Source organism: Pseudomonas sp. D47, from assembly GCF_045447305.1.
GTDB lineage: Bacteria > Pseudomonadota > Gammaproteobacteria > Pseudomonadales > Pseudomonadaceae > Aquipseudomonas.
The window spans coordinates 22,814-36,611 of the sequence record NZ_JBJGXU010000010.1 but is presented as its reverse complement, the minus strand read 5'-3'; the positions used below and the strand labels follow the sequence as shown (position 1 = coordinate 36,611).

The 13,798-nt window shown below is 62.4% G+C and carries 17 protein-coding genes; 9 read left to right on the top strand and 8 right to left on the bottom strand.

What is annotated here, in order from left to right; all coding sequences use genetic code 11:
- Positions 1-70: 70 nt before the first annotated feature.
- The gene (locus ACI77I_RS09685) at positions 71-994 is read left to right on the top strand and encodes a LysR substrate-binding domain-containing protein (protein ID WP_406997395.1); all 924 of its coding nucleotides are present in this window, start codon (positions 71-73) and stop codon (positions 992-994) included.
- On the opposite strand, the gene ACI77I_RS09680 is transcribed toward ACI77I_RS09685, so the two are convergent.
- Positions 897-1,601 (bottom strand): TetR/AcrR family transcriptional regulator, encoded by a 705-nt coding sequence (locus ACI77I_RS09680; RefSeq protein ID WP_242151463.1) that lies wholly within the window; start codon positions 1,599-1,601, stop codon positions 897-899. The genes ACI77I_RS09685 and ACI77I_RS09680 overlap by 98 nt on opposite strands.
- Before the next feature lie 120 nt (positions 1,602-1,721).
- Between ACI77I_RS09680 and ACI77I_RS09675 the strand changes: the two genes are divergently transcribed.
- Positions 1,722-2,939 (top strand): MFS transporter, encoded by a 1,218-nt coding sequence (locus ACI77I_RS09675; protein WP_406997394.1) that lies wholly within the window; start codon positions 1,722-1,724, stop codon positions 2,937-2,939.
- Positions 2,940-3,033: 94 nt separating this feature from the next.
- Positions 3,034-3,900 (top strand): DNA/RNA non-specific endonuclease, encoded by an 867-nt coding sequence (locus ACI77I_RS09670; protein ID WP_406997393.1) that lies wholly within the window; start codon positions 3,034-3,036, stop codon positions 3,898-3,900.
- A gap of 33 nt (positions 3,901-3,933) precedes the next feature.
- Here the strand turns inward: ACI77I_RS09670 and ACI77I_RS09665 are convergent, their stop codons facing one another.
- The 5 genes from ACI77I_RS09665 to ACI77I_RS09645 all read right to left on the bottom strand — a co-directional run bounded on the left by ACI77I_RS09665 (position 3,934) and on the right by ACI77I_RS09645 (position 6,897).
- Complete coding sequence (locus ACI77I_RS09665) at positions 3,934-4,113, bottom strand: DUF1289 domain-containing protein (protein ID WP_094949860.1); 180 nt, start codon at positions 4,111-4,113, stop codon at positions 3,934-3,936.
- A gap of 32 nt (positions 4,114-4,145) precedes the next feature.
- The gene (gene dmeF, locus ACI77I_RS09660; RefSeq protein WP_406997392.1) at positions 4,146-5,054 is read right to left on the bottom strand and encodes a CDF family Co(II)/Ni(II) efflux transporter DmeF; all 909 of its coding nucleotides are present in this window, start codon (positions 5,052-5,054) and stop codon (positions 4,146-4,148) included.
- Positions 5,051-5,326 carry a metal/formaldehyde-sensitive transcriptional repressor gene (locus ACI77I_RS09655; RefSeq protein ID WP_083357626.1) on the bottom strand — a complete coding sequence of 92 codons (276 nt, stop codon included), beginning with the start codon at positions 5,324-5,326 and terminating at the stop codon, positions 5,051-5,053. The genes dmeF and ACI77I_RS09655 overlap by 4 nt, the downstream gene beginning before the upstream one ends.
- Positions 5,327-5,402: 76 nt before the next feature.
- Positions 5,403-6,620 carry an MFS transporter gene (locus ACI77I_RS09650; protein WP_406997391.1) on the bottom strand — a complete coding sequence of 406 codons (1,218 nt, stop codon included), beginning with the start codon at positions 6,618-6,620 and terminating at the stop codon, positions 5,403-5,405.
- Between the two features lie 58 nt (positions 6,621-6,678).
- Positions 6,679-6,897, bottom strand: coding sequence for a hypothetical protein (locus ACI77I_RS09645; protein WP_094949857.1), 219 nt, complete (start codon positions 6,895-6,897; stop codon positions 6,679-6,681).
- 117 nt (positions 6,898-7,014) lie between these two features.
- On the opposite strand from ACI77I_RS09645, the gene ACI77I_RS09640 reads away from it, so the two are divergent.
- The 5 genes from ACI77I_RS09640 to ACI77I_RS09620 all read left to right on the top strand — a co-directional run bounded on the left by ACI77I_RS09640 (position 7,015) and on the right by ACI77I_RS09620 (position 11,330).
- Positions 7,015-8,226, top strand: coding sequence for a YeeE/YedE family protein (locus tag ACI77I_RS09640; protein WP_406997390.1), 1,212 nt, complete (start codon positions 7,015-7,017; stop codon positions 8,224-8,226).
- A 22-nt stretch (positions 8,227-8,248) separates the two neighbouring features.
- On the top strand, positions 8,249-9,124 hold the full coding sequence (locus tag ACI77I_RS09635; RefSeq protein WP_094949855.1) for a LysR family transcriptional regulator: 876 nt from the start codon (positions 8,249-8,251) through the stop codon (positions 9,122-9,124).
- Positions 9,125-9,234: 110 nt separating this feature from the next.
- Positions 9,235-9,660 carry a VOC family protein gene (locus ACI77I_RS09630; RefSeq protein ID WP_406997389.1) on the top strand — a complete coding sequence of 142 codons (426 nt, stop codon included), beginning with the start codon at positions 9,235-9,237 and terminating at the stop codon, positions 9,658-9,660.
- A 139-nt stretch (positions 9,661-9,799) separates the two neighbouring features.
- Complete coding sequence (locus tag ACI77I_RS09625) at positions 9,800-10,342, top strand: cysteine hydrolase family protein (protein ID WP_094949853.1); 543 nt, start codon at positions 9,800-9,802, stop codon at positions 10,340-10,342.
- A 4-nt stretch (positions 10,343-10,346) separates the two neighbouring features.
- Positions 10,347-11,330 carry a GlxA family transcriptional regulator gene (locus ACI77I_RS09620; RefSeq protein WP_406997388.1) on the top strand — a complete coding sequence of 328 codons (984 nt, stop codon included), beginning with the start codon at positions 10,347-10,349 and terminating at the stop codon, positions 11,328-11,330.
- On the opposite strand, the gene ACI77I_RS09615 is transcribed toward ACI77I_RS09620, so the two are convergent.
- Positions 11,301-11,468, bottom strand: coding sequence for a DUF2986 domain-containing protein (locus ACI77I_RS09615; protein WP_094949851.1), 168 nt, complete (start codon positions 11,466-11,468; stop codon positions 11,301-11,303). The two genes, ACI77I_RS09620 and ACI77I_RS09615, sit on opposite strands and share 30 nt — an antisense overlap.
- Before the next feature lie 141 nt (positions 11,469-11,609).
- Here ACI77I_RS09615 and panB point away from each other — a divergent pair, with 141 nt between their 5' ends.
- Entirely contained in the window at positions 11,610-12,425 is an 816-nt protein-coding gene (panB, locus tag ACI77I_RS09610) for a 3-methyl-2-oxobutanoate hydroxymethyltransferase (protein ID WP_094949850.1), read from the top strand.
- On the opposite strand, the gene ACI77I_RS09605 is transcribed toward panB, so the two are convergent.
- A complete protein-coding gene (locus tag ACI77I_RS09605) occupies positions 12,413-13,798 on the bottom strand; it encodes a PLP-dependent aminotransferase family protein (RefSeq protein WP_406997387.1) in 1,386 nt (461 codons plus the stop codon). The two genes, panB and ACI77I_RS09605, sit on opposite strands and share 13 nt — an antisense overlap.

The following is a 13,798-nucleotide window of genomic DNA, read 5'->3' as shown; positions in this document are numbered from 1 at the left end:
CTGTAGTTGTACGCCAGGTATTGATAAACAGAGCGTGTTCTCTATTTATCGATACCCGGTGTAATCAGTCATGAAGCGCCATTTCGAAGATGTGCAACTGGGCAGCATCGAGCTGTTCTGCCTCGCCGCCGAGGCCAGTAGCTTCACCGCCGCCGCCCAGGTCGCCGGCGTGACCCCGGCCGCGGTGAGCCGCAGCATTTCGCGTCTGGAAGAGCGCCTGGGGTCGCGTTTGTTCGTGCGCACCACCCGCAGCATTCGCCTCACCGACAGCGGCCGTAGCTACTTCGAGCAATGCCGCCAGGCCCTGACCCAACTGGTGGAGGCGCAGCAGGAAGTCATGGGCGCGCAGCGGGTGCCGTCCGGCCAGTTGCGCATCAGCGTCCCGACCACGTATGCCCATCATCGGCTGTTGCCGCTGCTGCCCAAATTCCGCGCGCTGTACCCGCACGTGAGCGTGGACATCCATATCAGCAACCGCAATATCGACTTCGTTGCCGAAGGCTATGACCTGGCCATTCGCGTGCGCGCCCAACCGGGCTCCTCGCTGATCGCCCGGCTGCTGGAAGACGCCGAGTTGGTGGTGGTCGCCGCACCGGCCTACCTGCAACGCGCCGGCACGCCACAGACGTTGCAGGAGTTGGCGTTGCACGAGTGCATTCAGTTTGAATTGCCGAGCAATGGCCGGCGCATCCCCTGGTTGTTCCAGGTGCAGGGCCAGGAGCAGGCGTTCGCGGGGGAGGCGGGGTACAGCATTTCGCAGGATGTGTTGGGCGGCGTGACCTTGGCCAAGCACGGGGCGGGGCTGTTTCAAACCTACAAGTTCATCGTCGAGCAAGAATTGGCTGACGGCACACTCGTGGAAGTGCTGAAACCCTTTGGTGGGCGCTCGCGACCGTTTACCTTGCTGTACCCCCATGGGCGCTATGTGCCGCATCGGGTGCGGGCGTTTGTGGATTTTTTACTGGCGTGTCGTGACGAATGGGCGGCGCCGTAGACGCGGCGATATCCCACGTCAGCAAAATTTGGCTGATCGCCGCGTCGATCACTGTGTAGGGCACATCATCGCGCGCCAGGATCGAAACGCCCTGCAGGAAGCTGTCAAACACGGTCGCCATTGCCGGTGCATGAAGCGTGTCCGGCAGTTGACCGGCACGGATGCCTCGCTCAACACACGCCACAATCCCCGCCCGCGTTCGCGCGCGCGATTGCGTCAATGCCTGCGTCACCCGCGCGTTCTCCGGGCTGGGTGCGCTCATCACGCCCAGCGCCACCATGCAGCCCTTGGGATGCCCATCGTCACACTGCATGCGCGCCGATTGGCGCAGCGCGGTTTCGAGGGCCTTACGCGGCAGCAAGGTGTCGTCCCACAGGCATTCGGTGACCCGGGCGTAGGTCGCCAAATAGCGTTGCACACACTCATCGAACAGCGCCTCTTTGGAGCCGAAGGCTGCATAAAAACTCGGTGCGGAGATACCGCCACCCAGGCCGGCCTTGAGCTGGGCGAGTGAGGTGGCGTCGTAACCGTGCTGCCAGAACAGGTGCAGGGCCTGTTCCACGGCCTGGTCGCGGTCGAAATTACGCGGGCGGCCCATTTGTGCCATGTCCAGTCTCCTGTTCAGAACGAGATAAATACTAGTCGATACATAAGTCGTTGACAATATGTCGATGTTGCTTCCAATATTTGTATCGATCAGTATTTAAGTCGCCTCAAGGAGTTACCCATGACCCCCTCACTCAGCTTATCCGCGTCGTCCGAGCGCTTGCCCATCGGCGCCTTGCTCGCCCTGGCCATGACCGGTTTCATCTGCATCGTCACCGAAACCCTGCCCGCCGGCCTGTTGCCGTTGATCAGCGACGGCCTGGCGATTTCGCCGTCGATGGCCGGGCAGATGGTCACCGCCTACGCGCTGGGTTCAGTGCTGGCGGTAATTCCCATGACCATCGCCACCCGTGGCTGGCGTCGGCGCAATGTGCTGTTGCTGACCATCGTCGGTTTTCTGCTGTTCAATTCCATCACGGCGCTGTCGTCCCATTACGGTTTGACCCTGGTGGCGCGGTTCTTCGCCGGGGTCGCGGCGGGGCTGGCCTGGAGCCTGCTGGCCGGTTACGCCCGGCGCATGGTCGCGCCGCATCAACAGGGCAGGGCGCTGGCGTTGGCGATGGTCGGCACACCGATTGCGCTGTCACTGGGCGTGCCGCTCGGTACTTGGCTGGGTGGCCTGGTGGGCTGGCGCACCACGTTCGGCCTCATGTCGGCGCTGACACTGGTGTTGATCGTGTGGGTGCTGGTGAAAGTCCCGGACTACGCGCCGCAGGCTGCGCATCAGCGTGTGTCGTTGGCCAAAGTGCTGACCACGCCTGGCGTGCGGCCGGTGCTGGCGGTGGTGATCAGCTGGATGCTGGCGCACAACATTCTGTACACCTACATCGCCCCGTTTTTGCTGCCGGCAGGCCTGACGACTCGCGTGGATCTGGTGCTGTTGGTGTTCGGCATCGCGGCGTTGGCCGGGATCTGGCTGACGGCCAGGTTGGTTGAGGCGATGTTGCGCAAAACCGTTCTGGTGAGCCTGGCGAGCTTTGCATTGGTGTCTGTGGTGTTCGGTGTGGCGGGCAGCGTGCCTTGGGTGGTTTACCTTGGCGTGGCCGTGTGGGGGCTGAGCTTCGGCGGCGCTGCCACGCTGCTGCAAACCGCCCTGGCGGATGCCGCTGGCGACGGTGCGGATGTGGCGCTGTCGCTGAACGTGGTGGCGTGGAACAGCGCGATTGCCGGCAGCGGCGTGGTCGGCGGCGTGTTGCTCGACACATGGGGCGTCGCGTCGTTTCCTTGGGCGATGGCACTGTTGATCGCCGTGGCGTTTGCGATTGCCTGGGGCGCTCATGCCCATGGATTCAAGTCGGGCGCACGTGGCACAGAAAAACCCTTCGTGGCCGGGCACTAATAGGCCTTGGTCAGGTCAATAACCCCTGCAATATCATCCACTTGGCTCCGTTTTTCGGAGCCTGACGCCTTACTCCCTTTCAAAGAAGTCATGCATGCACCTGCGCAAAATTGCACTCGGGCTATCAGCTCTCGTTCTGCTCTCCACCGGGGCAGATGCCCGGGGGTTGCTGGACTTTATCAAGCCCCCCGCACAGGAACACACCTCCCGCTCAAGCTCGATCAGCCAGCGCGCGGCGCTCGGCCTCTATTCCAGCCAACAACAGCAACCCTCGTTTGCCAGCTGCGCCGATCTGTTCCCTGGCGCCAGGCCAATCAACACCGCCACCGTGCCCACTTCGATGAAACCCATGGCGTTGTGTTCGGACAATTTTGCGGTGCTTTACTCGCAGACCAGCAAGACACCACTGGTGGTGGTCGAACGCTTGAATGCGGCCCAACTGAAAAACGCCAAGGGTGAAGAGCGCACCAACCAGTTCTACCCGGACCCGCGCATCCCTAAAGGCGCTCGCGCCGAGTTGAGCGACTACCGCAGCCAACACCCGGCCGTGGACCGTGGCCATCAGTCCCCGGCTGCCGACGCCCCGAGCGCGAATGCCATGGCGCAATCCTTCGCGCTGTCGAACATGGTGCCGCAAGACCCCACCAACAACCGCAAGATCTGGAGCAAGGTCGAGGCGGACGTGCGCAAGTTCGCCGTGCGTGCCGGCGGCAATGTGTTTGTGTTCACCGGCCCATTGTTTGATGCGGGTTACAGCACCGTCGGTAACAACAAGGTCTGGGTGCCCACGCGTCTGTTCAAGCTGGTCTACGACGCCTCGTCGAAACGCGCCTGGGCCTATGTGCTGCCCAACGCTGAAACGCGCATCCAGAAGCCGATGGACTACGACAGCTTTGTGAAGAGTACCGGGCTTAAGCTGCTGGGTGATTTGCCGGTTACCGGCTCGATGGGGCGCACCTGATGTGAGCCCCGAAGGCTGGCGGCAGCGCCAGCCCTATTGGGTCTTTTTCAACGCTTTTAACCGCAACGTCGCGCGCTGCACGGCGGCCATCTTTTCCGGACGCTTCATGCGTTTCCATTTGCGAATGTCGTCCTTGCTCCGCCCGCAACTGACGCATAGATCGCCGCTGAGTTGGCAGGTGGAGATGCACGGGTTTTCGATATCTTTAGCCAAGGTCTCACCTGGGTTTGAGCAAGGGCGCGCAGCTAGGCCGCACGAAATTCAACGGTGAGGTGGCTCACTTCATGGACCGGTTTGAGGCGCTCGCGAATGCTCTCGGCGTCTATGGTCGAGCGGCCAACGACGCTGACGATGGCGGCATGTGCGTCCGGGCCCACGCGCCACACGTGCAGATCGGTAATCGTCGCATCGCCAGGTTGTTCGACGAGTTCGCGGATCTCGGCGGCGACGTGTTCATCGGTTTGGTCCAGTAACACGCCGGCGGTGGTGCGCATCAAGCTCCAGGACCATCGCGCAATCACCACGGCGCCGACGATGCCCATCGCCGGGTCCAGCCACACCCAGCCCAGATAACGCCCAGCCAGTAACGCGGCGATGGCGAGCACGGAGGTCAGCGCATCGGCGAGCACATGCACGTAGGCTGAGCGCATGTTGTTGTCGTGGCCATGATGGTCGTGATCATGATCGTGCCCATGGCTGTGACCGTGGCCCAGCAACAGCGCGCTGGCGATGTTCACCGCCAACCCCACCACCGCAATCAGCGTGGCGGTACCGAACTGTACTTCGGTAGGCTGCAGCAAGCGCATCACCGACTCGACACCGATACCCAGCGACACCAGCGCCAGGATAAGCGCCGAGGCGAACCCGCCCAGGTCGCCGACTTTGCCGGTGCCGAAGCTGTAGCGTGAGTTGCTCGCATTGCGTTTGGCGTAGGCGTAGGCCGCAGCGGCAATGCCCAACGCGCCCGCGTGGGTGGCCATGTGAAAGCCGTCCGCCAGCAACGCCATGGAACCGGTCAAGGCCCCGGCGGCAATTTCCGCGACCATCATCACCACCGTCAACATCACGACCCACAGGGTGCGTTTGGCGTTTTCGTCGTGGGCCGAGCCGAGGAACACATGTTCGTGGGTGTGAGCGCTATGGGCGGCGTTCATTTGGAATACCGCCGAATGGCTTCCAGCAGCTCTTCGACGCCACGGGCGCGGGCTTCCTCGCTGAGGGCGGGGTCGGCCACATGGGCTCTGGCGTGGTCTTCGATGATTTCTTCCATCAAACCATTGATGGCGCCGCGTGTGGCGGCCACCAGGTGCAGGGTTTTGGCGCAGTCGAGGTCCGACTCCAAGGCTTTTTCAACCGCCTGTAGCTGCCCGGCGATGCGTTTGACGCGCTTGATCAGGCTGTCTTTGTTTGCGGCAATATGGCCCACGATATACCCCCCCTACCTATGATGGGGCGCATCATTGCATACCCCACCCCCCTATACAAGGTGGCGTGTGCAGGCGCTATTTGGGCCGGTCCAGCTCACGCTTCAGGGTGTAGAGCGCCACGCCAACTGCCAGGATGCCCGACACCGCGCCGACCACCAGCGCCCAGCGCGGGCCGAGGTGGTCGGCCACCCAGCCGACGATGGGCGCACCAATCGGCGTGCCACCGAGGGCGACGGCGACGCGCAGAGCGATCACGCGTCCGCGCATGGCGGGCTCGGTGGTGAGTTGCATCAGGCTGTTGGTGGTGTTGCTGAAGGTCATGGCACCCACGCCGATGATCACCAGCGCAATCGCGAACATCCAGTAGTTCGGTGCCGACGCTGCGAGTATGCAACCAAAGCCAAACACCGCCGCGCCGGTCAGCAGTGACTTGAACTGCGGTCGCTCACTGCCGGCGGCAATCAGCGCGCCGGCGATGGTGCCGATGGCCAGGGTCGAGGTCAGCAGGCCGTAGCCACGCGCATCGGCATGGAATTCGGTGACGGCCATGGTCGAGATGAAAATCGGGAAGTTCATGCCGAAGGTGCCGATTAGAAACAGCATCAGCAAGATCGCCTTCAGGTCCGGCCGCGCCCACACATAGCGCATGCCCTCGGTGAGGCTGCCTTTGGTCCGCAGTGCGCGCACCTTGATGTGTTGGCTGGACACGCGCAGGAAAAACAGCGACGCCAGCACCGCAAAAAAGCTCGAGCCATTAAGCAGGAACGCCCAGCCGGTGCCGACTGAGGCGATGGTCACGCCCGCCACGGCCGGGCCGATCATGCGCGCCATGTTGAACGAGGTGGAGTTGAGCGCGATGGCGTTGGACAAATCTTTCTCGCCCACCAGTTCGGCCACGAAAATCTGCCGCACCGGCGCATCGAATGCCGAGGCACAGCCGGATAAAAACGCAAACACGTACACGTGCCAGAGCTGCACGAAGCCTGTGATGGTGAATACCCCCAGCGTCAGCGCCAGCAGGCCCATGACCGCCTGGGTGGCGATCAGCAGCTTGCGCTGGTCGTAGTGGTCGGCGGCAAACCCGGTCCACGGCAGCAACAACAACTGCGGCCCGAACTGCAGTGCCATGACGATCCCCACGGCGGCGGCGTTGTGCGGAGTGAGTTGGGTGAGCACCAGCCAATCCTGGGCGGTGCGTTGCATCCAGGTGCCGACGTTGGACACCAGCGCACCGGCGGCCCAGATGCGGTAGTTGGGGCTGCGCAGGGAACGGAACGTGCCGAGGACACTCATGAGGGCGTTAGTTCCTCCGGTTGTCGGGCCACTCGATGATGGCCGGTTCGCTAAAAGATCACTTGATTTCAAACAGCCGCAAAATCGCGGCCTTCGCTTTCTCTCCATCGCTGCCATGGAGTGCGCAAATGGACGCCTGATCGTTGAGTTTGTGCAGTTGGAAATGGTTGTAGAACGCTTGGCCAAGCCGCTGTTGCTCGAACGCTCCCTGGTTCCAACGGTTTAGAAAGTCGTCGTAAGCGGTACGCTCGATTTCCAGTTTCGGTGTATTGCCCATGTGAACTCGTTCTATTCATTCAGAAAACACGCAAGACTCCCACACTCGACCCGTTGGCCTTTGCGTCCGGATTCCATGCCATCATACCTACCCCATTCAAACACACCGAGACTCCCCATGAGCACCTCCCTTTCCCTGCCCCGCGCGCGCAAGCCCATCGCGCCACTGCTGGCGTTTATCATCCTGGTGGTGGGCGCCGTGTTCCTGCAGAACAGCGTCGGCTCGCGCCAGGTGCTGTTGCTGGTGGTCGGCGCGGCGCTGGGCTTGACCCTGTACCACGCCGCCTTCGGCTTCACGTCGGCCTGGCGTGTATTCATCAATGATCGGCGCGGCGCTGGTTTGCGCGCACAGATGGTGATGCTGGCGGTGGCGGTCGTGCTGTTTTTCCCAGCGCTAGGGGCGGGTACATTGCTTGGCCAGCCGGTGGTCGGGCTGGTGGCGCCGGCCGGGGTATCGGTGGTGTTTGGTGCGTTTATTTTCGGCATCGGCATGCAGTTGGGCGGCGGTTGCGCCTCGGGCACTTTGTTCACCGTGGGTGGCGGCAATGCGCGCATGTTGGTGACGTTATTCTTCTTTATCTGCGGCTCGTTGATTGCGACCCACCATGTCGAATGGTGGTTCGCATTGCCGTCGTTCCCAGCGGTTTCCATCGTCAAAAGCTTCGGCGTAGTGCCGGCATTGCTCTTGAGCTTGGCCGTGTTCGCGATCATCGCAGCGGTCAGCGTGCGCCTCGAGAAGGGTCGTCATGGCCAGCTTGAAGCGCGCGTCACCAGCGAACACACAGGCTGGCGCCGTTTCTTGCGCGGGCCCTGGCCGTTGGTGTGGGGCGCGATTGGCCTGGCGCTGCTCAACTACGCGACCCTGGCACTGGCCGGGCGGCCGTGGGGCATCACCTCGGCGTTCGCGCTGTGGGGCGCCAAAGTCGCCAGCGGTCTGGGTGTGGATGTGGCCAACTGGGCGTTCTGGCAAATGCCGGGCAATGCCAAGGCCCTGGCCGCGCCGGTGTGGGAAGACATCACCAGCGTCATGGACATCGGCATCGTCCTCGGTGCGCTGTTGGCGGCAGGCCTGGCCGGGCGTTTTGCGCCGAGCCTGAACATCCCGGCGCGTTCACTGGTGGCGGCGGTGATCGGTGGCTTGTTGCTGGGCTACGGCTCGCGCTTGGCGTACGGTTGCAATATCGGCGCGTACTTCAGTGGCATCGCCTCGGGCAGCCTGCATGGCTGGGTGTGGTTGGTGGCGGCGTTTATCGGTAACAGCGTGGGCGTGCGGCTGCGTCCGTTGTTCTTTGCGGGCGAGCGCCCGCAGGTGGCGTTGAACGGCTGCTGAGTGAACCAGTGAGGTAACCGGCATGATCAGAGAGTTGAGAACCTTCGTGAGCGCGGCGCGGCGCGGCACCTTTGCCGCCGCCGGCCAGCAGGTGGGGCTGACGCAATCGGCCGTGAGCGCACAAATCAAACACCTTGAAGACGCGCTCGGGGTAAAGCTGTTCGACCGTACCGGCCGCTCCGCCACCCTCAACTCAGCGGGGCAGCGCGCGGTGCCGCTGGCGGAGGAAATCCTCGATATCTTCTCGCGCATGGGTACCCCCGACAGCGCCAACGACTTCCACGGTTCGTTGCGCATCGGCGCCATCGGCAGTGTGCAAACCGGCCTTCTGCCCCAGGCGCTGGTGGCGCTTAAGCGCCGCGCGCCGTTCATCGAGGTCAACCTGGTGCCGGGGGTTTCGCTGAACCTGCTCAGCCAGGTCGATGCCGGCGAGCTGGACCTGGCGATCATGATCCACCCGCCGTTCAACCTGCCCAAGGACCTGAATATCGAGGTCATCGCCCGCGAGCCTTTTGTACTGATCACCGCCAAAGACGTACCGGGCGATGACCCGTTGCAGATCCTGCGTGAGCAGCCCTTTGTACGTTACGACCGCGGTTCATTCGGCGGGCGCCAGGTCACGCAGTTTCTCAAGGAACACAAGATCCAGACGCAACAGGCACTGGAACTCGACGAGCTGGACGCCATCGTCAAGATGGTCCAAAGCGGCCTCGGCGTGTCCCTGGTACCGATGGCCGGCTTGTGGTTGGAACACGGCAGCGACGTGCGGGTTTTGCGATTGGACACGCTCACGTTCTATCGTGAAATCGTGCTGCTGACCAAGTACACCCAGCGCCAACTGCCGCTCTTCGCGTTATTCAGGGCGTGCGTCATAGAAGTGCTGGGGGCGCCGAAGTAGGGCGCGAGCATCAAAAAAATTGAGGCTCAGGGCGAAAGATATGCGCTTTATCGCAGGGGCTTTCTGGTGAAGAATCGCGTTCTGAATAACAGAACCTGCAGGTAGCCACCGTGAGCCTTTCGCCCTTTCATTTAGCTATTCCCGTCTACGACCTCGCTGCCGCTCGCCACTTCTATGGCGAGGTGTTTGGGCTCTCCGAGGGCCGCTCCAGCGCGCAATGGGTCGATTTCGACTTTTACGGCCACCAGCTCGTCATCCATCAACACCCCAAGACTGACACTCAGGAATCGGTGCACTCAAACCCCGTCGATGGTCACGATGTACCGGTCCCGCATTTCGGCATCATCCTGCAATGGGAGCAGTGGGAAGCCTTGGCCGATCGGCTCAGGGCACGTGAAACCCAGTTTGTGATCGAACCCTACATCCGCTTCCAAGGCCAGGTCGGCGAGCAAGCCACGATGTTTCTGTTTGACCCGTGCGGCAACGCGCTGGAGTTCAAAGCGTTCAAGGACATGAGCCAGCTGTTCGCCAAGTGATTGCACCCTGTGCCTGGCCACGCTGAAACGCATGTCCGAATCCGTCCTGAAGTGGTCCGGCATGCGCCTGTTGCTCACCTGTCTGAGTGCTTAGTATGGCTTGCATCATTCACTGATCAGCCAGCCAGAAGGCTCCCTCATGAACCGCAAAGCCCTTATCGTTATCGATGCCCAGCATTCGTTCCGCCATTCAACCTACTGGTCCGAAAATGACCTGCCGGCTTACCTGGAAAAACAACAGGCGCTCATCGATGGGTGTGTTCAACACGGCATCCCGGTGATACAAGTCTTGCATGTCGAGGACCAAGGGCATTTTTCCCTGGCCTCCGGCAACGTGCGGGCGTTGAGCGAATTGTCGATCAACCCCGACTTGATCATTCACAAGCGCTACCACAGCGCTTTTGCCGGCACGCCCCTGGCTGCGCGGCTCACGGAGATGGGCGTGACGACGGTGATCATCAGTGGCATTCGCACCGAACAGTGCTGTGAAACCACCACACGGCAGGCCTCGGACAGCGGCCTCAATGTGGATTTTGTCAGCGAGGCGACCATGACCTTCCCGATGACCCACGCACGCAGTGGCCGGGTCTACACCGCAGCCGAGATTCGCGAGCGTACGGAGTTGGTGCTGGAAGGGCGTTTCGCGCGCATTGCCAGCGTGGCCCAGGCACTGGAAGGTTGAACCTATGAGCGTGCCGGTGCTGTTCGTGCTGTTGCCCAACGTGCTGATGCTCGACCTGGCCGGCCCCGCCGAAGTGCTGCGCCTGGCGGCTCAAGCCGAAGACCCGGCGGCCATCGACTTCGACTTGCAGTACGTCAGCCCGGTGGAGTCGCTGCAAACCTCTATCGGCTTGCCCCTGAGCGGGTTGGCGCCATTGCCGCCAAGCCTGGCGCCCGGCACGTTGGTGGTGTTGGTGGGCTCCACCTCGAAGGTCACCCGGGCACGTCAGCAGGTGTTCGAGTCGGCCAGCAATAAACTGACCCAGTGGCTGCAAACCGTGTTCGCGCCCTCCGGCGAACGGCTGGTGTGCGTGTGTGCCGGTGCCTTGAGCGCCGCCCGTGCAGGGTTGCTCGACGGGCGCCAGTGCACCACTCACCACGCGCTGTGCCCTATTTTGCAAACCATGGCGCCAAAGGCCCGGGTATTGGAAAACCGCCTGTACGTCACCGATGGCAATATCAGTTGCAGCGCTGGCGTTACAGCGGGCATCGACTTGATGCTGCATTTGGTCGCCGAACTGGCCGGGCCACGGCTGGCCTGCGCGGTGGCGCGGGACATGGTGGTGTACATGCGCCGCAGCGGCGCCGACCCGCAGTTGTCGCCATGGCTGGCCGGGCGCAACCACCTGCATCCCGCCGTGCATCGGGTGCAGGACGCCATCGCCGCATCCCCGTGTGAGCCGTGGACCGTCACACGCATGGCCGGCCTGGCCTACACCAGCAGCCGCCACCTGGCGCGGTTATTTCACGAGCACGTCGGCATCAGCCCGCTGGATTACCTGCACCAACTGCGGTTGACCGTGGCGCGTGAATTACTGGTTGAATCGACCCTGGACATTGAAACCGTTGCCGAGCGCGCCGGCTTTGGTTCGGCGCGGCATCTGCGGCGTATCTGGGGCAAATATGAAGCGGGGACGCCTTCAGCTGGACGTGTCAGCAGCGCTGGTTGAGGCTTGATCGGCCTCAGCTTCGAGTTTGGCGCGGTCGGCTTTGCTGATGTAGATGTCTTTGCTTTTCGGCGCCAATTTGGCACTGGCTTTTTTCGCTTTGGCCTTGAAGAGCTGCTTGAGTTTTTTCTGGCGGTTCATTTCTTTTTGCCTGATCGGTGAAGGTTTGGATGATACCAGTTTAAAAACCTGGGTCGCTTTTTAGCGCCGATCTGTGCATTGAATCGCCGTGCGTTCTGCCAATAATCGGGCCGGGTATTCAGCGCAAACGGAAGACCCTCGATGAGCATCCACACCCGCACTAAACGCATCACTGTCCCGCAATTGGTCGCGATGAAGGGCCAACAGAAAATCGTCGCCCTGACCGCGTATTCCAGCGCCATCGCCAAGCTGATCGACCCGTTGGTCGACTTCATTCTGGTCGGTGACTCCACGGCCATGGTCGGCTATGGCCGCCCCTCGACCTTGAGCATGCAGCTCGAAGAAATCATCGGCCACACCCGCGCGGTGGTCGACAGCACGCGCCTGGCCTGCGTCATCGCCGACATGCCGTTCGGCAGTTATCAGGAATCCCATGAGCAAGCGTTTCGCAACTGCGCCCAGGTGTTGGCGCGTACCGGTTGCGATGCCGTCAAGCTGGAGGCCAACCAGGCGTTAGCGGGCACCGTTGAGTTTCTGGTAGCGCGCGGCATTCCAGTGATGGCTCATGTGGGGTTGATGCCGCAGTTCGTCAATGTGATGGGCGGGTTCAAGGCCCAGGGCCTCACGGCTGAAACGGGGGCGGTGATTGCCGCTGATGCCCGCGCCAATCTGCAAGCGGGCGCTTTCAGTCTGTTGCTGGAAGGGGTGGCCGAAGGCGTGGCCCGGCAGATCACCTTGGACTCGAACATGCCCACTATCGGCATCGGTGCTTCGCCGGCGTGCGACGGCCAGGTGCTGGTCACCGAAGACGTGTTGGGCCTGGGCGGTGAGCACCTGCCGCGCTTCGTTAAACAGTACGCCGATGTTGGCGCGGTGATTCGCGATGCCTGCGAGCGCTTTGCCGACGACGTGCGCCACGGCCGTTTCCCCGAAGCGCGGCATTGCTACGGGCTTTGACGCACCGCCTGGGCCAGTTGCTGCACGGCCTGGGCGATATCTTTGCTCCAGTCGAGGGTGAAGCTCAGGCGCAGGTGCTGCGGCCACGCGCCTTGTTGGCTGAACAGCTCGCCGGGGGCGATGACGATGCGCTGGGCGAGCAAGCGCTCGAACACCTGGCGCAGGTTGGCTGAGTGCGGAGCCTTAAGCCAGAAACTCGCGCCGCCTCGGGGCACGAGCGCCGGCCATTGAGCCTCGTCCAGCAGGGCTTTCATGCCTGTCATCCGCTCCAGCAACAAAGCCCGCAGCGTCTTCAAATGGGGGTCGATACGCTTGGAGGTGAACAGTTTGGCGATCGCCTTCTGGCGGATCGGTGAGAGGCGAAAGCCCCGCTCCAGGAACACGCGCTGCAACTGCGGCCCCTGCCCGCGACACAGCACATACCCATACGGCGCTTCGGAACCGATGACTTTATCGAAGGTCGAGAACACCAGCAGTTTTTGCGGGTCGGCAAAGTCGCGATAGCGCGCCGGCTGCGGCTCAAAATACAACTCGCCATAGGTGTCGTTTTCAAATAGCCAGATATCTTGCTGCGCCAGCCAGCGGCAAATCTGCTGCTTGTCCTGCGCCGGCACCACACCGCCCTGCGGAATATTCACCGTCGAGGACAGCACCGCGAATCGAATCGGCTCCTGCGTCAGCAAGCCTTCCAGCGCAGCCAGGTCGAAACGCCCGTGCGTATCAAGGCGCAACTCGATCACGCGGACCTTCGCCGCCTGCAACTGACGCAAAATCGCCCACGAACACGGCGACTCCACCAAGGCCACCGTACCGGCCAGGTCCAGGGCGTTGAGCGCGGCATCCAGCACACTGTGCAGGTCCGAGCCGATAAACACATGGTCGGCTTGCCAGTAATTGTCGGCCGATTGGGTGTAGCGCTCGGCCAGTGCGGCGCGCAACTCGGGCTCGCCGAACGGCAGGTACAGCGGCGTGAGGGCGCGCGGGTGTTGGCGCGTCAGCTCACGTTCGAGCATCAGCAGCGGGTTTTCCAGCGACAGCAGCATCGCCGGTGCATCGCTGCTCAACGCCAGCATTCCCGGCTGGCGGGCATGGGCGAACACTTGGTCGAGCAGGCTGGGCGAGCCTTGCGTCAACAACGGCGCGGGCAGCGACCGGGTGAAGTAGCCGAACTTGGGTTTGGCGTAGATCCGCCCTTCATCTTCGAGCAGCGCGTAGGCGTACTTGGTGGTCGACACCGACACGCCCAGGCGCGTGGCCAGCTGGCGCAGGGACGGCAGTTTGCGCTCGCCCTGCGTAGGGCCGGCGTCGATCAACTCGACCAGGTAGCGGTACACCGCCTGATAGGCGAAATCGCTGTGTTTCGTTTTATCCAT

Coding starts and splice junctions, on each gene's coding strand:
- ACI77I_RS09675 (WP_406997394.1), top strand. CDS start 1,722: ATGACCCCCTCACTCAGCTTATCCGCGTCGTCCGAGCGCTTGCCCATC.
- dmeF (WP_406997392.1), bottom strand. CDS start 5,054: ATGAACGCCGCCCATAGCGCTCACACCCACGAACATGTGTTCCTCGGC.
- panB (WP_094949850.1), top strand. CDS start 11,610: ATGAGCATCCACACCCGCACTAAACGCATCACTGTCCCGCAATTGGTC.
- ACI77I_RS09635 (WP_094949855.1), top strand. CDS start 8,249: ATGATCAGAGAGTTGAGAACCTTCGTGAGCGCGGCGCGGCGCGGCACC.
- ACI77I_RS09620 (WP_406997388.1), top strand. CDS start 10,347: ATGAGCGTGCCGGTGCTGTTCGTGCTGTTGCCCAACGTGCTGATGCTC.
- ACI77I_RS09615 (WP_094949851.1), bottom strand. CDS start 11,468: ATGAACCGCCAGAAAAAACTCAAGCAGCTCTTCAAGGCCAAAGCGAAA.
- ACI77I_RS09685 (WP_406997395.1), top strand. CDS start 71: ATGAAGCGCCATTTCGAAGATGTGCAACTGGGCAGCATCGAGCTGTTC.
- ACI77I_RS09640 (WP_406997390.1), top strand. CDS start 7,015: ATGAGCACCTCCCTTTCCCTGCCCCGCGCGCGCAAGCCCATCGCGCCA.
- ACI77I_RS09650 (WP_406997391.1), bottom strand. CDS start 6,620: ATGAGTGTCCTCGGCACGTTCCGTTCCCTGCGCAGCCCCAACTACCGC.
- ACI77I_RS09625 (WP_094949853.1), top strand. CDS start 9,800: ATGAACCGCAAAGCCCTTATCGTTATCGATGCCCAGCATTCGTTCCGC.
- ACI77I_RS09670 (WP_406997393.1), top strand. CDS start 3,034: ATGCACCTGCGCAAAATTGCACTCGGGCTATCAGCTCTCGTTCTGCTC.
- ACI77I_RS09645 (WP_094949857.1), bottom strand. CDS start 6,897: ATGGGCAATACACCGAAACTGGAAATCGAGCGTACCGCTTACGACGAC.
- ACI77I_RS09680 (WP_242151463.1), bottom strand. CDS start 1,601: ATGGCACAAATGGGCCGCCCGCGTAATTTCGACCGCGACCAGGCCGTG.
- ACI77I_RS09605 (WP_406997387.1), bottom strand. CDS start 13,798: ATGGATAAAACGAAACACAGCGATTTCGCCTATCAGGCGGTGTACCGC.